The sequence below is a fragment of the Nostocoides jenkinsii Ben 74 genome (assembly GCF_001046875.1).
In the GTDB taxonomy this organism is placed as follows: Bacteria; Actinomycetota; Actinomycetes; order Actinomycetales; family Dermatophilaceae; genus Nostocoides_A; species Nostocoides_A jenkinsii.
In genome coordinates this window covers 2,850,695-2,868,272 of the sequence record NZ_HF571038.1, presented here as the reverse complement: position 1 = coordinate 2,868,272, position 17,578 = coordinate 2,850,695, and the positions used below count along the sequence as shown (strand labels likewise).

The window sequence follows — 17,578 nt, the reverse complement described above, 5'->3', positions numbered from 1 at the left end:
CGGCGGGGAGCCGCCGAGCCGGGAGGAGCTGATCGGGAGGTATCTCGCGAACCTGGCCGCGCGGCATACGCAACTGTGCGCGGGGGGAGCGGCGGCGGCCGTCCTGCGGGCGGACTATCGGGCGGCCTGCACCACCATCGGCCGCGACATCCGCATCCACCAGGGCGGGAGCGCCCGCCTCGCCCACGCAGACGGGGTCGACGATGCGGGCAGACTGCTGGTGAGCGGACCGGCGGGACGCGCTACCGTTGCCGCGGGTGATGTGGAGCACATTCGCCCGCTGACGTGACGGCGAGGTGGAGGGCCGGTGGCGCAGGAGGTCGCGCACGAGTCGGCGCACGCGCCCGGACCGGACGAGCGCGTCGTCGCGGAGCTGCGCCGTCGGCTGCTCGGAGACTCCATCTCCCGCGAGCGCCTCGCCGCCGCGGACGACATCCCCGCCGCCCGCCGGTTCTGGCGCGCGTTGGGCTTCCCAGAGCCCCAGGCGTGGGGCGAACTTGAGCTGACCAACGCCGATCTGGACGCCTTGGACCAGATGAACTCCCTGGTCAGCCGGGGTGTCTTCGACCTCGACCTGGCCTTGGCGATGACGCGGGCGATCGCGCGCTCGACCGATCGCCTCGCGGTCTGGCAGGCGCAACTGGTGGCCGAGACGCTGCAGGACCAGAACGGTGAGGCGGCCGACATCGCGGCGAGCGGCCCGGAGGCGGCGGCCGCGCTTCTGGCGAGCTTCGGGCAGCTCGCCGACGAGTTGGAGCCACTGATGAGTTATGCCTGGCGGCGGCATCTCGTCGGGGCCCTGACCCGCATCGCCAGCGACGCCGCACCCGACGATCCCGGCACTGGCACGGTGCGGGCCGTCGGGTTCGCGGATCTGGTCAACTTCACCGCCGTGGTCCGTCGGGCGTCCGAGCGGCAGCTGGCGGCGATGGTGCAGCGCTTCGAGCAGTTGGCCTCCGACATCGTCACCGCCCACGACGGCCGGGTGATCAAGACGGTCGGCGATGAGGTGCTCTTCGTTGCCGTCGAGCCCTTGGCCGGGACCGCGATCGCGCTTGACCTTGTCGACGCCATGGCCGAGGAGCCGATGCTGCCGCAGGTGCGCGTCGGCGTGGCTTTCGGTCAGGTCCTCTCCCGGATGGGTGATGTCTTCGGCACCACCGTCAACCGCGCGTCGCGGCTGACCGCGGTCGCCCCGTCCGGCCGCGTTCTCGTCGACGAATCCCTCGCCGCCCGGCTCGCCTCCCTCTCCGGCTTCGACCTGCACCCGCTGCGCCGACGGCACCTGCGCGGCATTGGGATGGTGACTCCCAGCGATGTCACCCGGTCGCGCGGCGCCCGCCTACCGACCGCCCTCGCCGGACGCTGAGCCGCTCACCCTGGCCGGACGCTGAGCCGCTCGTCGTGGCCGGACGCTGAGGCAAGCTCGTTCACAAGCACACCGCATACCATCGGGGGCATGCCTCGGGTCCTGCTCGCCGAAGACGATTCGGCGATCTCCGACCCGCTCGCGCGCGCCCTGCGCCGGGAGGGGTATGACGTGGAAGTGGCCCCGGACGGTGAGCAAGCCCTGCGCCTCGCCCTCGAGGGCGCCGACCTGCTCATCCTCGATCTGGGCCTGCCCACGATGGACGGGCTGGAGGTATGCCGCCGGCTCCGGGCGAGCGGCGCGGCCATACCGGTCCTGATTCTCACCGCGCGCGCGGACGAGGTGGACACCGTTGTGGCCCTGGACGCTGGCGCCGACGACTACGTCACCAAGCCGTTCCGGCTCGCCGAACTCCTCGCCCGGACCCGCGCTCTGCTGCGCCGGGGCCTCACCGAGCCCGACGAGGGCGCCGAGGTTCTGGTCGTCGACACCGAGTCGAGGCGGGCCTACTTCCACGGGGAGGAACTCCGCCTGACCGGCAAGGAGTATGCCGTCCTCGAACTCCTCTATCGCGAGCGCGGGAAGGTCGTGCCGCGCGAGCAATTGATGCGCGAGGTGTGGGACGCGCAGTGGTACGGCTCCACCAAGACCCTCGACATGCACATCTCGGTCCTGCGCCGAAAGCTCGGCGACGAGGCCGGCGCCCGGCATATCGCGACCGTTCGCGGCGTCGGCTTCCGGCTCGACCTCGACCCGGAATGAGGCGGGCGTGCGTCCGGTCCTGATGCGCTCGATGATGCGCGTCGCCGGGGTCTCGCTCCTGGCGATGATGCTGCCGACGCTGCTCGCACTGCTGGTGTTCGCGATCCGCAAACCAGGCCAGCGGTTCGTCTTCAACCGGGTCACCGGCCCCGAGTTGGCCGTCGGGATCGTCATTGCGTATGCCGTTCTGGGCGCCTTCTCCCTTTGGCTCGCCACCGTCGTGGCGCGCCGGCAGGCGGACCGGTTGGGTCAGCCGTTGAGTGAGTTGGCGCAGTTGGCTGAGCGGCTGGGGGAGAGCACCGGCCGCAGCGCGCCCCTGGCCACCGGCATCCCCGAGGTGGATGGCATCTCCCGGGTGCTCGCGACGAGCTCCAACGAGATGGCTCGGGCGCTGGTGGCCGAGCGACAGTTCGCCTCCAACGCCAGCCACCAGCTGCGGACCCCGCTCGCGGCACTGCTTCTGCGCCTGGAGGAGATCGCGACCACCGACGATCCGGCGGTGGTGCGCGACGAGGCGCAGATCGCCATTGCGCAGGTCGACCGGCTGAGCGGCGTGGTCGACGACCTGCTCGGGCAGCCACGCTCCGGCCCCAAACCGCGCGAGTCGGTCTCGCTCGACTCGGTCATCGCCAGCCTGCAGAGCGAGTGGCAACCGGCCTTCGCCCGGGCCCGACGCTCGATGCGGGTCCACGGCCAGCGCGGGCTCCAGGTCGAGGTCGGCCGGGCGGCGTTGAGCCAGATCCTCTCGACGTTGATCGAGAACTCCCTCGCCCATGGCCGCGGGACGCTCTCTGTGGAGGCGCGGCGCAGCGGGCCCTCGGTGGTCGTTGAAGTCACCGATCAAGGTGACGGCATCCCCGCCGACCTCGCGCCTCGGGTCTTCGAGCGGCGCGTCTCCTCCACCGGCAGCGGGCTCGGGCTGGCGTTGGCGCGCGACCTGGCGGAGCAGAGCTACGGCAGGTTGGAACTCGTTCGGGCGGAGCCGGCGGTCTTTGCGTTGTTCTTGTCCGAGTCCGGGGACAACTCCCGGGCGAACACCAGCGTCCGGTAGGCCCAGAACCGGAACAGGGTCCCCAGGCCGATGCCGACGATATTGGCGACATTGTCGGCCAGCAGCGAGGTCAGCCCGAGCGCGTAGTGCGAGAACGCGATTGCCCCGGCCCCGATGGCCAGCGCCACGCCATTGGTGATGGCGAACAAGCTGAACTCGTGATGCGCGCGCCGGTTGCGGCGGTGCCGGAAGGTCCACTGCCGGTTGCCGATCCACGCCACGACGGTGGCCACGCTGGCCGACACGATTTTGGCCGTCGTCGGCTTGTCCTCCATGACGGTGTGCCGCAGGACGTTCATCAGCCCGACGTCGACGACGAAGGCGACGGCCCCGACGATCCCGAACTTCAGGATCTCGCGCCACAACACCGAGATAGCGCCTTGGAGGTGGGCGCGAAGGCGAGCGACGGCGGCGGACACCGCCATACCTTAAATGCCGAACCCGGACGGGACCTGCATTGGTCCGCGCGCTGCCCCGTGCTCACGGTCCGCTGCCGACCGCGTCCAGCCGGCAACGGGCCGGGTTCCCGAGTCGGGCCGGGCGGGTATCCTCACCGCGTGGACCGACCGCCTTCGCCCCGGCCCATGCGCGCTCCCGGCGGGTTCCCCGTGGTGGGCATGATCGGTGGCGGACAACTTGCCCGTATGTGCGCGGGCCCGGCCGCCGAACTCGGCATCACCTTGGCCGTCCTCGCCGAGGCCCCCGACGCCGCCGCCGCCCAGGTCGTGCGGTCGGCTCCGGTGGGGGACTACACGGACGTGGAAACGGTGCTGGCGTTTGCCCGCGACTGCGATGTCGTCACCTTCGATCACGAGCACGTGCCAGGCCCAGTGCTCACCGCGCTCGCGGACGCCGGGATCGCGCTGCACCCGAGCCCGGCGGCGTTGCGATTCGCCCAGGACAAGGTGGCCATGCGGGAGCGGCTGACTGACCTGGGCCTGCCGTGTCCGCGGTGGCGCGCGGCGACGAGCGCCGAGGACGTCGAGTCGTTTGGGGCCGAGGTGGGCTGGCCGGTGATTGCGAAGGTGCCCGTCGGCGGCTACGACGGCAAGGGCGTCTCGGTCATCTCGGGGGCCGCGGAGGTGGCCGATTGGCTCGCCCGCGGACCGGTTTTGCTGGAGGAGAAGGTCGCCTTCACCCGGGAACTCGCGGTGCTGCTCGCGCGATCTCCGTCCGGGCAGGCCGCAGCGTGGCCCGTCGTCGAGACGGTCCAGCAAGACGGAATCTGCACCGAGGTCATCGCCCCGGCGCCGCGGCTCGATCCCGGCCTCGCCGCGGCGGCGACGGCGGCCGGCCTGCGGATCGCCGGCGAGCTCGGCGTCACCGGCGTGCTCGCGGTGGAGATCTTCGAGACCGCGGACGGCTTCGTCATCAACGAGTTGGCGATGCGTCCCCACAACAGCGGGCATTGGAGTATGGACGGTGCCGTCACCGGCCAGTTCGAGCAGCACCTGCGCGCGGTGCTCGACCTCCCACTCGGGGCGCCGCACCCCCACGGCCGGGTCACCGTGATGGCCAATGTGTTGGGCGGCGACTATCCCGAGTTGTATCCCGCCTACCGGCACATCCTCGCCCGCGACCCCGGCGTCAAGGTCCACCTCTATGGCAAGGACGTGCGCCCTGGACGCAAGATCGGCCACGTGAATGTCGTGGCCCGCGACCTCGCCGACGCCCGGGCGCGGGCCCGGCATGCCGCCGACTATCTCGCAGGAGTGATCACCGAATGAGTCCCGGTCGAATGAGCCCCGGTCGAATGAGCAACGTGCGATGAACCCCGTCGTCGGCATCGTCATGGGTAGCGACAGCGACTGGCCCGTCCTGGAGCAAGCAGCAATCGCGTTGCAGGAGTTCGGGATTATGTGCGAGACGGATGTCGTCTCGGCGCACCGGATGCCCGAAGAAATGATCGCGTATGGCCGCGCCGCCGCCGCCCGAGGTCTGCGCGTCATCATCGCCGGCGCCGGCGGGGCAGCCCACCTCCCCGGGATGCTCGCCGCCGTGACGGTGCTGCCGGTGATCGGGGTGCCGGTGCCGCTGAAGTACCTCGACGGCATGGACTCGCTGCTCTCGATCGTCCAGATGCCCGCCGGGGTGCCGGTGGCGACCGTGTCGATCGGCGGTGCCCGCAACGCGGGCTTGCTCGCCGCCCGGATTCTCGGCTCGGGAGCCGACGCCGAGGCCGCCCGGGTGCGCGCCGCCATGGCGAGCTTTCAGACGGAGCTGCGGGACGCGGCATACGCCAAGGGAGCGGCTCTGCGCGAGCGGTGACGGGTCTTGTCTGCGAGCCCGGCGACACCGGACGACTGTCAAGCCACGAATGGCACTTTCGCGCGCGGGAGTGCCATGCTGGAGCGCATGGCAATGGCGCACCAGAACGATCCCGACCTCGTCCGTGACCTTCTCGTCGATCCGGGTCTGTGGGTCGTCGTCGGGCTCAGCAACAACAAGGAGCGCGACGCGTGGCAGATCGCGCGCTATCTGAAGGTCGAGCAGGGCAAGGCGATCATGCCGGTGCACCCCAAGGCCGAGACGGTCCACGGGGCGAAGGGCTACGCCAGCATCAGCGACATCCCTGACGGCACCGACGTCAAGGTCGTGCAGTGCTTCGTCAACTCCGAGAATGTCGGCGCCGTTGTTGACGAGGCGATCGCCAACAAGGAGCGCCTCGACATCGACGCCATCTGGATGCAGCGGGGCGTGGTCGACGTGGCCGCGGCGGCGCGGGCCCGCAAGGCCGGGATGGGCGTGGTGATGGACACGTGCCCGAAGATCGAGTACCCGCGGTTGCGCCCGCGCGGCACCTGAGCGCCTCTGCCCGGTAGAGGGATTGCCGCGATGGATCGCGCCGACCTCGCGCGCCTCGTGCGGGCGCGTGACCGCATCGACCGGGACTACGCCGAGCCGCTCGATGTGCCCGCGCTGGCCCGCGACGCCTTGATGTCGGTGGGGCACTTCCAGCGTTCGTTTAAGGAGGCGTTCGGCGAAACGCCATACTCGTGGTTGATGACTCGCCGGATCGAGCGGGCGATGTCGTTGCTGCGCAACACCACGATGTCGGTGACCGACGTCTGTATGACCGTGGGTTGCACTTCGCTGGGGTCATTCTCCAGGCGCTTCACCGAGCTGGTCGGGGAGTCCCCGAGCGCCTACCGCGCCCGGCCGCACGAGGAGCTTCGCGGCGTCCCCGGCTGTATCGCCAAGCAGGTCACCCGCCCGCGCCGCTGAAAGCCTCCCGGACGCAATAACCCGCCGCGGACGCAATAGCTATTGCGTCCGGCGGCGGGTTTTTGCGTCCGAGAGGGCCGGGCGGCGGGTTGTCGCCCGGGGGAGGGGGATCGATCAGGATCGGAGAAGCGCGCGGCGAGGGGCGCGGCATACGGTCTCAGGCATGAACACCACAGCACCCACGTCATCCACATCCACCCCGTCCACAGCCACGCCCACTGCATCCCTGGCCATCGTCAATGTCTTCGTGTTCACCAATGACACCGATGCCTCCGTCGCGTTCTATCGCGACGTGCTCGGCTGCGCGACCCGTACGGACGTCACCAATGGCGACTTCCGCTGGGTCACGCTGACCCCGCCCACGCAGCCGGAGTTGGAGATCGTCCTGCACAACTACACCGGTGGGGGAGCGATGCCGATGAGCGGCTCCGACGCCGAGGCCCTGCATGACCTGCTGGCCAAGGGTCTGCTGTCGGCGCTGATCTTCCGAGTCGACGATGTCGATGCGGTCTTTGAGCACGTGCGTGCGTCGGGCGCGGAGGTGCTGCAGGAGCCGCAGGACCAGTTCTATGGCGTGCGGGACTGCGCCTTCCGCGACCCGGTCGGCAACATGGTGCGCTTCAACCAAGCCCTCCCCGCCGACCGCGTCCCGAGCGCCGACTGGCAGAACTGAGCCATGTGCCGTCCCGGCTGGCCGCCCGGCTGGGACGGGTCAGTCGCTGCCGAAGAGGTCGCGCGTGTAGACCTTGTGCGCGACATCGGCGAGTTCGGGCACGAGACGGTTGGCGACGATGAGGTCGGCGACATTCTTGAACTCCGCGAGGTCCCGGATCACCCGTGAGCCATAGAACGACTCGTCCGGGAACTCCGGCTCGTAGACCACGACCTCGATCCCCTTGGCCTTGACGCGTTTCATGATCCCCTGGACCGAGGAGGAGCGGAAGTTGTCCGAGCCTGCCTTCATGATCAGGCGATGTATGCCGACCACGCGCGGCCCGCGAGCCACGATGTCGGCGGCCACGAAGTCCTTGCGCGTCGTGTTGGCCTCCACGATCGCACTGATCAAGGTTTGCGGGACGTCCCGATAGTTGGCCAACAGCTGCTTGGTGTCCTTGGGGAGGCAGTAGCCCCCGTAGCCGAAGCTCGGGTTGTTGTAGTGCGTGCCGATCCGCGGGTCCAGGCCGACCCCGTCGATGATCTGACGAGTGTCGAGACCGTGCGTCGAGGCGAAGGTGTCCAACTCGTTGAAATAGGCCACCCGCATGGCCAAATAGGTGTTGGCGAACAGCTTGATCGCCTCCGCCTCGGTGCTGCCGGTCAGCAGTACGGGCGTGTCGTTCTCCTCGCTGGCCTCCTTCAGCAGCGTCGCGAACCGCTCGCCGCGGGGGCTGATTTCCCCGACTACGATCCGGCTCGGGTGGAGGTTGTCGTAGAGCGCTCGGCCTTCCCGGAGGAACTCCGGGGAAAAGATCACATTGTCGGTGCCGAGGCGCTTGCGCACGGACTCGGTGAATCCCACCGGGATCGTCGACTTGATGACCATGACCGCGTCGGGGTTGACGCGGCATACATCTCGGATGACCGACTCGACGGAGCGGGTGTCGAAATAGTTCGTGACCTCGTCATAGTTCGTGGGGGTCGCGATGATGACGAACTCGGCCCCGGCATACGCCTCGTCGGGGGAGGTCGTATAGGTGATGTCGAGGGATTCCTCGGCCAGGAAACGCTCGATATCGGGATCGGAGATCGGGCTGCGGCCCTCGGTGAGCATCGCGATCTTGCGCTCGTCGATGTCGTGGGCGCGCACGGTGTTGTGCCGGGCGAGCAGCATCGCGAGGGAGAGGCCGACATAGGAGGTGCCGACGACGGCGACCGTGGCGCGAGGCGAGGTGGACACGAGCGCCGAGTCTACGTGTGGGGGGTGCGGGAAGTAGGTTCGTCCTATGCGCTTCGGCATCTTCGTCCCTCAAGGCTGGCGTCTCGACCTGGTCGGCATCGACCCCTCCCTGCACTGGGGGGTGATGGCGGGGCTGGCGCGGCGCGCGGACGCGAACCCGGAGTGGGAATCGATCTGGGTCTACGACCACTTCCACACCTTCCCGGGGCCGACCCAGGAAGCGACGCACGAGGCGTGGTCGCTGATGGCGGCTTTCGCCGGCGTGACCGGTCGGGTGCGGCTGGGTCAGATGTGCTCGTGCATGAGCTACCGCGACCCCGCCTATCTGGCCAAGGTCGCCGCGACCGTCGACATCGTCAGCGAGGGTCGGCTGGAGATGGGCGTCGGCGCCGGCTGGTATGAGGCGGAGTGGCGGGCCTATGGCTATGGGTTCCCGTCCGCGGGGGAGCGGCTGGGCCGGCTCCGCGAGGGCGTCGAGATCTTCCGGCAGGCGTGGATGAGCGGGTCGGCGACGCTGGACGGCGAGTATTACCAGGTCAAGGACGCGCAGGTATGGCCGCGGCCCCTCCAGGGGACGTCGGTTGCCGGGTCGGCGTCGAACGGCATCCCGATGTGGATCGCCGGCGGGGGTGAGCGCAAGACGCTGCGGATCGCGGCGGAGTATGCCGACTACACCAACTTCGACGGGACGCCGGAGGTGTTCGCGCGCAAGAGCGAGTTGCTCGCTGAGCACTGCCGCGACATCGGCCGTGATTTCTCGTCGATCGCCCGGAGCGCGAACTTCAATGTCGTGATCGGGGAGAACGAGAAGGAGGTCGCCGACCGGCTGGCCTGGTATGGCGATCACCTCCGCGGCGCCGGGCTGGACGCCGACCGGGTCGAGGGAATCGTCAAGAGCGCGGCGACGCAGCCGGCGGTTGGGACGCCGGAGCAGATCGTGGAGCGGCTGTCGGGGCTGAAGGCGCAGGGGTTGGCGTACGCGATCACCTATTTCGCCGAGGCGGCCTATGACGTGTCCGGCATCGAGTTGTTCGAGCGGGAGGTCATGCCCGCGCTGCTGGACGCGCAGCCGGAGGAGCACCACCGGCGCTGGCACCTGCCCGGACTGCACTGACCCTGGACCGGGGTGGCCGGGGCAGGCAGTGATCTAGGGCGGGGAGTGATTGGGCCGGCGGGGTCGGCTCTAGGGTGGGCAGCGTGAATCCCGATTTTGACACCTATCGACTGTCCGAGGACCACGAGGCGATCCGCGAGGCGGTGCGCGAGATCACGGCGGCGCGGATCACGCCATACGCCGCTGCCGTGGACGCCGAGGCGCGCTATCCGCAGGAGGCGCACGACGCCCTCGTCGCGGGCGACTTCTTCGCGCCGCACGTGCCGGAGGAGTATGGCGGTGTCGGCGCCGATGCGTTGGCGACGTGCATCGTCATCGAGGAAGTGGCCCGGGGCTGCGCCTCGGCCTCGCTGATCCCGGCTGTCAACAAACTCGGGAGTATGCCGCTCATGCTCGCCGCGAGCGAGGAGGTCAAGGCGCGCTATCTGACGCCGCTCGCCGCTGGGGAGGGGACGTTCTCGTATGGGCTGTCCGAGCGGGAGGCGGGCTCGGACACCGCGTCGATGAAATGTCGCGCGACGGACAACGGCGACGGCACGTTCACGCTCAATGGGCAGAAGGCGTGGATCACCAATGCCGGTGTGTCGCAGTGGTATACGGTCATGGCGGTCACCGACCCGGACGGCCCCCGCGGCGGCAACGTCACGGCCTTTGTGGTCGAGAAGTCCGACGCGGGCTTCACCTTTGGGGAGCCGGAGCACAAGCTCGGGATCAAGGGATCGCCGACGCGTGAGCTGATCTTCGAGAACTGCGTCATCCCGGAGGACCGGATGGTGGGCGGGCGCGGTGAGGGCTTGAAGATCGCGCTGCGGACCCTGGACCACACGCGGGTGACGATCGGCGCCCAAGCCGTCGGGATCGCGCAGGGGGCGCTCGACCTGGCTGCGGCATACGTGAAGGAACGCAAGCAGTTCGGGAAAGCGATCGCGGAGTTCCAGGGGGTGCAGTTCATGCTCGCCGACATGGCGATGCAGCTGGAGGCGGCCCGCCAGTTGGTTTATGTGGCCGCCGCGAAGTCCGAGCGCGCCGAGGGGGATCTGACGTTCTTCGGCGCCGCGGCGAAATGCTTCGCGAGCGATGTGGCGATGCAGGTGACGACCGATGCGGTGCAGCTGCTTGGCGGCTCGGGCTATGTGCGCGACTTCCCGGCCGAGCGGATGATGCGCGACGCCAAGATCACCCAGATCTACGAGGGCACCAACCAGATCCAGCGCCTCGTGATGGCCCGGCAGGTGCTGCGCTGAGGCCCAGGTCTGACTAGCCTGTGCTGAGTTGGGGCGGTTCAGGACGCCGGAAGCACATCGGCCGGCAGCGAATTGCCGGTGCGCAGCGCGTCGAACAGCGCCGCCGAGCGTGCCGCGTCCCACTCCACCGCGGTGCCCGCCGGAGTCTCCAGCCCGGGGTTGGAGATCGGCACGGTGACCGAGTGACCCGTACCGCTCGACACCGCCCGCAACCCGAGCATCGCCTCGGCGGTCCCGCGCATCGAGTCGTCCTCGCCGACCGCAATCGCCGTGGCCGCGGACGACCCCACGGAGTGCAAGCGCCAGGGGAGTAGCACCGTCGAGGGCGTCGCGACTTTGCCCATCAACGCGCCCAGGAACTGGCGTTGCCGCTTGACCCGACCAAGGTCGCCTTCGGGATCGGAATAACGCATCCGCACGTAGCCCAGGGCGTTCTTCCCGTCGAGCGTCTGGCACCCGGCCGGCAAGTCGACGTGCGCCATGGCGTCCTTCATCGGTTGCGCCAGGCACATGCGCACGCCCCCGACGGCATCGACCACGTCAGCGAACCCGCCGAAACCGATCTCGACATAGCCGTCAATCCGAAGCCCGGTCGCCTTCTCGATCGTCTCCGACAGCAGAGCCGCACCCCCGAGGGCGAAGGCAGCGTTGATCTTGTTCATCCCGTGACCGGGGACCTCCACGTATGAGTCGCGCGGGATCGACAGCAGCGTCGGGTCGCCATCCCCGGTGTGCAAGACCATGATCGTGTCCGTCCGTGCTCCCTCCGCGGAGCCGGTCCCGAGCTTCTTCTTCTGTTCCTTCGTCAGCCCGGACCGCTGATCCGAGCCGACCATCAACGTATTGCGCCCGCTCGTGTCGCCGATGTGGCCCGAGGCGGGTGTGGTCGCGACGCGCCCCACCTGCGACCAGGCCGAATTCACCGCCCACGCGGTCGCGCCTCCCCACGACAGCAGCAGGGCCAGCGTCACCAGCAGGGCAGTGCGCACGCGGTGCCGCGGTCCCCGGGGTGGTCTGGGCGACGTGAGTGGTCCGGACGGCCGCGGGGGGGTGGGTGCCCCGGGAGGTGGGGTGGCCGGGTGGGGGGCGGGCTCGCCATCCGACCCGGGGGTGGGTCTGGAGTCGTCCTCGGACGACCAATCCGTCGTATGCCGCGTGCTCGGCAACGCCTCCGTCCTCGCCTGGGAGGGCAGGAGGGGGGCGCTGACCGGGCTTGTGTTTGTCTGCTGGCCCCGGGAGTCGTCGGGCTGGGGGTCATCGTCCAGCCAGTGCCGGCGAGTGCGCTGCTCGATGGCGCGGGTGCCGCCGACCGGCGCGCGGGGCGGCGTCTGCGCAGTGCCTCGATGCCGCGGTGGAGCCGCTCCCGTCCGCCGTCCCTGGGGGATGGCCCGCACCTCATCCGAGGGGTCGGGCCGGCCAGGGATGCGGTCGGTCATGCTCGAAAGCGTAAACGCCGAACCCGTGGGCCTTCGGGACATTCGGTGGCGCGGGCGCGGCATACCCGATAATCGGGGGCGTGCCCGGACCCGACAGCGCCACGCAGTGGCCCCCCGTCTCGGTGATCGTGCCGGTCCTCAACGAGGAGCAGCATCTCGCCGACGCGGTGGCGATGATCACGGCGCAGGACTACCCCGGCGAGGTGGAGATCGTCCTCGCGCTGGGGCCGTCGCGCGATCGCACCGACGAGGTCGCCACTCGGCTGGCCGCAGCAGACTCCCGCATCCGGCTCGTCGCCAACCCGACCGGCAAGACACCGGCGGGGCTCAACGCCGCCATCGCCGCTTCCACGGGCGCCATCGTGGCGCGCGTCGACGGGCACGCCGAGATCCCGGCCGACTACCTCACCACCGCCGTCGCGACCCTCCAGGCGACCTATGCCGACAATGTCGGCGGCATCATGGACGCCCAGGGGCGCACCACCTTCGAGCGGGCCGTCGCCACCGCGATGCGCAGCAAGATCGGCGTCGGCAATGCGGCCTTCCACGTCGGCGGCAAGGCCGGCGAAGCCCCGACCGTCTATCTCGGCGTCTTCCGGCGCAGCATGCTCACCAAGGTCGGCGGCTTCGACGAGCACTATCAGCGGGCCCAGGACTGGGAGATGAATCACCGCATCCGGGCCGCCGGCGGCAAGATCTGGTTCACCCCGGACCTCGTGGTGACCTACCGGCCGCGCAGCACGCCCGAATCCCTGGCCCGGCAGTACTTCCATTACGGCCGCTGGCGCCACGTCATCGCACGCCACCACGAGGGCTCGATCAACCTGCGTTATCTCGCGCCCCCGACCATGGTTGTCGGCACCCTCGCCGCCGCCGCGCTGGGACTCGGTTGGCGGCCCGCGTGGCTGGTGCCCGCGGCATACGGACTCGCCGTGACCGCGGGCGGTGCCCTCGCCGCTAAGGGGGAGCCGGCGGCGGTCAAGGCCGCGACCCCGCTCGCCCTGGCGATCATGCACTGGTCCTGGGGGATCGGCTACCTCACCTCGCCACGACACCTCGCCGAGGGACGTATGGCCGAGCCCCGCGACGGCGGGTCGCTCTAGTCCGAGTGGGGTTGGCTGGGCCCCGAGCGGGGGCGCGCGACGGCGCCATGATCCTGCGCGCGGCGCGCGGCGATCCGCTCCGGGACACGCCCGGCCGTCCGCGTAGGGGTTGCCAGATCGGCCCTGGTCATGGCGCAATGGCTGCCCACCCCCGTCGGCGCTGCGGCGCCCGGCCGGCCCGGAAGGTATCTCCCCGTGACCCTGATTCGCACCACGCTGACGGCCGCCGTCGGCGCCTCACTGACCCTCGCGCTCGCCATGCCGGCGGACGCCGCCGTCCCTCCGCCGCCCAAGCCCACCGTGGCCGTGCCGTCGGCGGTCGACGTGCCCATGAACTACCAGGGCCAGACCCTGTGCAGCCAGAACACCAAGCCCGGTGTCGCTGCTTGGGCGAGCATCGTCGCAACGAACTACAAGCGGCCGACCTATGGCACCATCCGGCCCTGCGCCTCCGATGTGAGCGAGCACTACGACGGCCGCGCCCTCGACTGGATGCTCAACGTCAACAACGCCGAGGACAAGGCGATCGCCGACGCCGTCACCACCTGGCTGACCGCCAGGGACGCCAATGGCAACTACGGCGCCTGGGCCCGCCGCCTGGGCATCATGTACATCATTTGGAACAAGAAGACCTGGAAGTCCTACCGGGACATCAACACCTGGACGACCTACACCGGCTCGGTTCCGCACACCGATCACATTCACTTCAGCTTTGCCTGGGACGGCGCCTGCAAGCGCACGTCGTGGTGGACCGGCCGCGCCGCGACCTCGATCAATCCGACCACCTGCCAGACGGGCGCCCAGGTCACGGTCGACACGGAGTTCACCAAGCTCAAGGACCTGCTGCTCAAGCTCGGCTCGACCGGCGACGCCGTGCGGGTCGCGCAGGCGAATCTGCCCGGGGTCGCGGTCGATGGCCAGTTCGGCCCGCAGACGCAGGCGGCGGTCAAGGCCTTCCAGACCAAATACGGCCTGAAGGTCAACGGCTTCGTTGCCCGGCCCGTCTGGAACAAGATGGAGCAGCTGCAGTACCCGCTGATCAAGTACCGCAAGACCGTCATCCTCAAGCGCGGTTCGACCGGCGACGCGGTCAAGGCCGCGCAGTGGGCACTGCGCCTGCCGCAGGACGGCGTGTTCGGCCTGACCACCTTCCGCGCGGTCAAGAAAGTCGAGGCGAAGTACGGCATCACCGTCAACGGCGTCGTCGGCCCGCTGACCTGGGCGGCCCTCGATGAGGAACTGCGTTCCCGGATGCGCGAGGAAGAGGCCGGCCGAGAACTCGCCAAGGTCATCGCGCAGGCGAAGTCGGACTACGCCGCCGTCAGCAGCGCCGGGTGACCCCCTCGGCGGCGAGGCGCGACTCACTCGCCTCGCCGCCGATGGTCAGCACGACCGACCCGCCCGCCGCGAACGTCGCGAGGGCGAGTTCCAGGAACAACCGAGTGTCGGCCGTGTCCGTGTGGACCCGTTCCGGCGTGGCCGCCGCCACCACCACCTGGTCGTATGCCGCGGCCTCGCCCCCCGCGTCCAGCGCCACGTCCGCGTCGTCCGCCTCGGTGACGGCGTCGAAGACGTCCGCGTAGGTGGCCAACTCGCGGGCCTCGTCGATGGCTCCGGACGGCAGCGAGGTGCCCGCGGACCGGGCGAGGGCCGCCAGGGTGACGGCTACGATCGGTGCGCCCGAGGCCCCTGCTTTCGCGGGCCCCGCGGGCACGGCGGGCCCCGCAGGCCACGAGGCCGCGCCCGACTCGGCGGCGCCCGCGTGCCCCGGGGCCGCGCCCGACTCGGCGGTGCCCGACTCGGCGGCGAGGGAATCCGCCGTCGTGACCACCACATCCGCCCCGGTGACCGCCCCGGGAGGGGAGAGGACGACGGTGGCGCCGGTGCGCCATACGGCTAGGGCCCAGTAGAGCGTGCGCCAGTGCGGTGGCAACGCGAGCGCGACCCGCGTCCCCGGTTCGGCGTCGAACTCCTCGGTGAGCAGGTTCGCGGCCTTGGCCACCCAGTTGGCCAGCACTTTGGCGGAGAGTTCGATGCGCTCCCCGGTCCGGTCGTCGTAGCAGGTGATGCGGGGGCGGGTCGCGTCGGCGCGCAGCAGGGCGTCGAGCACGTGATCGGGACGCATGCCGGGCAGGGTAGCCCGCGCGTGTAGCGTCCCGGTGTGGCGCGGATCAAGTCGAGGACAACACTGGGCGATCTCGCCCAGAAGATCGTTCTCCTGTCCGCCCTGATGGTGCTCGTGGTTGCCGGGCTCGGCGCCGCGCTCGGGGCCGTAGGCGGGTGGCGCCCCGCGCTCGTCTTCCCGCTGATCCTGCTCGGCGCCGTTGGGTGTCTGGTTGTGTCGTGCCGCCTGCCCTACGCGCCCCTTCCGACCTGGCCGGTCGCGTCGTTGCTCGCGCTGTGCAGCGGTTTCGGCCTGTGGATGGCGGCAACCGCTAGCGCGCAGGTGCTCCCGCGGCGCGACGCCGGATCCAACCTCCAAGCGGCGCTGTCCCTGGCCCGCACCGGACGCCGCATCGTCGGGATCTCGGCGGCCAGCATCGGGGGGCCGGGCATCCTCGACATCCCGGGGATCACCTTGGCGAGCCCGGCGTTCTATGAGATCGGCAGCGCCGCGGCGCCGGCGATCCAGCCGCAGTTCGTGATCGGTCCGGCTGCGATCTATTCGCTGGGAGACTGGTTGGGCGGCCCGACCACGATCTGGTGGCAAGCCCCGCTGATGACGGCGCTCGGCCTGCTGGCGATCGGTCTGATCGTCGCCATGACCGTGGGGCCGTGGTGGGGGAGCGCCGCGGTAGTCGCGGTCGGCGCGAGCTTCCCCCTCGTGCATACGGCCCGCTCGACGTATTCCGAGCCGCTCGCCACCCTCACCCTCGGCGCCGGCTTCCTCGCCCTCGTCCTCGCGGCCCGCGCCGGCCGGCACGATCGCGGTGCCCGCACCATGGCGTTCCTGGCCGGGCTCCTGGTCGGCGGGACCGTCCTGGTGCGGATCGACGGCTTGCGCGAGACCATCCTGCTGGTGCCGATCGCCGCGGTTGCGCTGGTGACTGGCGCGCGCTGGCCGTGGCCCGCGCTGCTCGGGGCCGCCCTCGGCGCGGGTCTCGGCATGCTGACGGCGCTGCTGCTGAGCTACCGCTATCTGGGGGATATCGCGGCCAGCCTGATCCCGCTCGTGGCCCTCGGCGTGCTCTTGTCGCTGGCGGGCGCGGTCCTTGTCTTCTTGGCCGGGCGCGGTCAGCGGCTCCGTCCAGCGATCGCGGACCGGCTGCCCGACGTGCTTGCGACCGCGACCATCGTGGGCGGGGTCGCCCTGGCCTGCCGACCGCTGGTGATGACCGTGCGGCAATCCGCCGCCGACCCGGGCGCCCGCGTCGTCGCGGGTTTGCAGCAACGCCAAGGCCTGACCGTCGACGGCGGCCGGACGTATGCCGAGTACACCGTCATCTGGCTCGACTGGTGGATCGGGCCGGTCGCCCTGGTCGTCGCGCTGGTGACCCTGGCTGGGCTCGCGCATGTGCTGGCCGCGCGGTGGACGACCGGCGGCGGGCTGCCCGAGTGGGCGGCGCCGCTCGTGATCGCGACCGGCTCCACCCTCCTCACGCTGTGGCGACCGGGCATCACCCCGGATCACCCGTGGGCCGAACGCCGCCTGCTGATCGCCCTCCCCCTGGTGGCCGTGCTCTGCATCGTGGCGGCGGGTTGGGTGTGGGGGTTGCACGGTCACGCGGGTGTCCGTACCTGGCAGGCGGGGCCGGGACTGCAGGGGATCGCCGTGCTGTTGGCCGCCTCAGCCGTCATCCCGGCCGCGTTGGCGACCCAGCCTCATGCGACCGAGCGCGTCGAGGGCGGCTCCCTTGCCGCCGTCGATGCCGTATGCCGCGCGCTCGCCCCCGGCGATGTCGTCCTGGCCGTCGATTCCCGGGCGGCCAACGAGTGGCCGCAGGTGATCCGTGGCCAGTGCGGGCACCCGGCGCTCTCGACGAGCGGGGCACTGCGGGCGGACTCAGATGCGCTGGCGGCGGCAATCGCCCAGATCCGCGACGGGCTCCCGGCGGGTTCTCGGTTGATTCTGCTGGCCGCGGACTCGGATGTGGCCCTGGCTGGCCGCGCAGGGGCCGAGTCCGCCACCGGCGGGGACGCGCGCACCCCGGTGGTGGATGCCGTTGTGCAGGAAGACGACCGGCTGCTGGAACGGAGGCCGGAGGGGCTGGTCCCGTTGCCGATCCGGGTCTGGCTCGGCGTCGCCTCGTAGCGGCGGCCCCCGCCCCGCAGCGCCCAAGTCCAGCCCCGCAGCGCCCAAGTCCAGCCCCGCAGCGCCCAAGTCCAGCCCCGCCGCCGCCCAACCTCCGCGGACGCAATAGCCTGCCCAGCCCACCC

At 70.4% G+C, this 17,578-nt stretch carries 17 protein-coding genes and 1 pseudogene; 14 read left to right on the top strand and 4 right to left on the bottom strand.

The annotated features are described in order from the left end of the window. The 4 genes and pseudogenes from BN13_RS19675 to BN13_RS13660 form a co-directional block, all read left to right on the top strand. A pseudogene (locus tag BN13_RS19675) lies at window positions 1–289 on the top strand (biotin--[acetyl-CoA-carboxylase] ligase); the annotation flags it as partial. 18 nt (window positions 290–307) lie between these two features. Then, window positions 308–1,369 carry an adenylate/guanylate cyclase domain-containing protein gene (locus BN13_RS13670; RefSeq protein ID WP_048547724.1) on the top strand — a complete coding sequence of 354 codons (1,062 nt, stop codon included), beginning with the start codon at window positions 308–310 and terminating at the stop codon, window positions 1,367–1,369. A gap of 90 nt (window positions 1,370–1,459) precedes the next feature. After that, a complete protein-coding gene (locus BN13_RS13665; RefSeq protein ID WP_048547722.1) occupies window positions 1,460–2,131 on the top strand; it encodes a response regulator transcription factor in 672 nt (223 codons plus the stop codon). Between the two features lie 7 nt (window positions 2,132–2,138). Continuing rightward, window positions 2,139–3,182 carry a sensor histidine kinase gene (locus BN13_RS13660; RefSeq protein ID WP_053079796.1) on the top strand — a complete coding sequence of 348 codons (1,044 nt, stop codon included), beginning with the start codon at window positions 2,139–2,141 and terminating at the stop codon, window positions 3,180–3,182. On the opposite strand, the gene BN13_RS13655 is transcribed toward BN13_RS13660, so the two are convergent. Beyond that, window positions 3,083–3,601, bottom strand: a complete 519-nt coding sequence (locus tag BN13_RS13655; RefSeq protein WP_235434051.1) for a GtrA family protein — start codon at window positions 3,599–3,601, stop codon at window positions 3,083–3,085. The genes BN13_RS13660 and BN13_RS13655 overlap by 100 nt on opposite strands. A 165-nt stretch (window positions 3,602–3,766) precedes the next feature. Between BN13_RS13655 and BN13_RS13650 the strand changes: the two genes are divergently transcribed. The 5 genes from BN13_RS13650 to BN13_RS13630 all read left to right on the top strand — a co-directional run bounded on the left by BN13_RS13650 (window position 3,767) and on the right by BN13_RS13630 (window position 7,080). Next, window positions 3,767–4,909 (top strand): 5-(carboxyamino)imidazole ribonucleotide synthase, encoded by a 1,143-nt coding sequence (locus tag BN13_RS13650; RefSeq protein WP_048547717.1) that lies wholly within the window; start codon window positions 3,767–3,769, stop codon window positions 4,907–4,909. Window positions 4,910–4,949: 40 nt separating this feature from the next. Then, window positions 4,950–5,450, top strand: a complete 501-nt coding sequence (gene purE / locus BN13_RS13645) for a 5-(carboxyamino)imidazole ribonucleotide mutase (protein WP_048547716.1) — start codon at window positions 4,950–4,952, stop codon at window positions 5,448–5,450. A 93-nt stretch (window positions 5,451–5,543) separates the two neighbouring features. Next, window positions 5,544–5,987, top strand: coding sequence for a CoA-binding protein (locus BN13_RS13640; RefSeq protein ID WP_048549199.1), 444 nt, complete (start codon window positions 5,544–5,546; stop codon window positions 5,985–5,987). Between the two features lie 30 nt (window positions 5,988–6,017). Next, entirely contained in the window at window positions 6,018–6,407 is a 390-nt protein-coding gene (locus BN13_RS13635) for a helix-turn-helix transcriptional regulator (RefSeq protein ID WP_048547714.1), read from the top strand. A gap of 163 nt (window positions 6,408–6,570) precedes the next feature. Further along, complete coding sequence (locus tag BN13_RS13630; protein WP_084733768.1) at window positions 6,571–7,080, top strand: VOC family protein; 510 nt, start codon at window positions 6,571–6,573, stop codon at window positions 7,078–7,080. A gap of 39 nt (window positions 7,081–7,119) precedes the next feature. Here BN13_RS13630 and BN13_RS13625 read toward each other — a convergent pair whose 3' ends face one another. After that, window positions 7,120–8,304 (bottom strand): nucleotide sugar dehydrogenase, encoded by a 1,185-nt coding sequence (locus BN13_RS13625; protein ID WP_268806963.1) that lies wholly within the window; start codon window positions 8,302–8,304, stop codon window positions 7,120–7,122. Window positions 8,305–8,350: 46 nt separating this feature from the next. On the opposite strand from BN13_RS13625, the gene BN13_RS13620 reads away from it, so the two are divergent. Both BN13_RS13620 and BN13_RS13615 read left to right on the top strand, forming a co-directional pair. After that, a complete protein-coding gene (locus tag BN13_RS13620; protein ID WP_048547713.1) occupies window positions 8,351–9,418 on the top strand; it encodes a TIGR03560 family F420-dependent LLM class oxidoreductase in 1,068 nt (355 codons plus the stop codon). Between the two features lie 83 nt (window positions 9,419–9,501). After that, window positions 9,502–10,662: an acyl-CoA dehydrogenase family protein gene (locus BN13_RS13615; RefSeq protein WP_048549195.1), complete on the top strand. Its 1,161-nt coding sequence runs from the start codon at window positions 9,502–9,504 to the stop codon at window positions 10,660–10,662. 38 nt (window positions 10,663–10,700) lie between these two features. Here the strand turns inward: BN13_RS13615 and BN13_RS13610 are convergent, their stop codons facing one another. After that, complete coding sequence (locus BN13_RS13610) at window positions 10,701–12,098, bottom strand: LCP family protein (RefSeq protein ID WP_235434050.1); 1,398 nt, start codon at window positions 12,096–12,098, stop codon at window positions 10,701–10,703. An 80-nt stretch (window positions 12,099–12,178) separates the two neighbouring features. Between BN13_RS13610 and BN13_RS13605 the strand changes: the two genes are divergently transcribed. After that, a complete protein-coding gene (locus tag BN13_RS13605; protein ID WP_084733765.1) occupies window positions 12,179–13,201 on the top strand; it encodes a glycosyltransferase family 2 protein in 1,023 nt (340 codons plus the stop codon). 195 nt (window positions 13,202–13,396) lie between these two features. After that, entirely contained in the window at window positions 13,397–14,539 is a 1,143-nt protein-coding gene (locus tag BN13_RS13600; RefSeq protein ID WP_048547710.1) for a peptidoglycan-binding domain-containing protein, read from the top strand. On the opposite strand, the gene BN13_RS19670 is transcribed toward BN13_RS13600, so the two are convergent. Beyond that, on the bottom strand, window positions 14,523–15,326 hold the full coding sequence (locus BN13_RS19670; protein ID WP_053079795.1) for a TIGR03089 family protein: 804 nt from the start codon (window positions 15,324–15,326) through the stop codon (window positions 14,523–14,525). The two genes, BN13_RS13600 and BN13_RS19670, sit on opposite strands and share 17 nt — an antisense overlap. Before the next feature lie 36 nt (window positions 15,327–15,362). Here BN13_RS19670 and BN13_RS13590 point away from each other — a divergent pair, with 36 nt between their 5' ends. After that, the gene (locus BN13_RS13590; protein WP_048547707.1) at window positions 15,363–17,453 is read left to right on the top strand and encodes a hypothetical protein; all 2,091 of its coding nucleotides are present in this window, start codon (window positions 15,363–15,365) and stop codon (window positions 17,451–17,453) included. Window positions 17,454–17,578 lie beyond the last annotated feature (125 nt).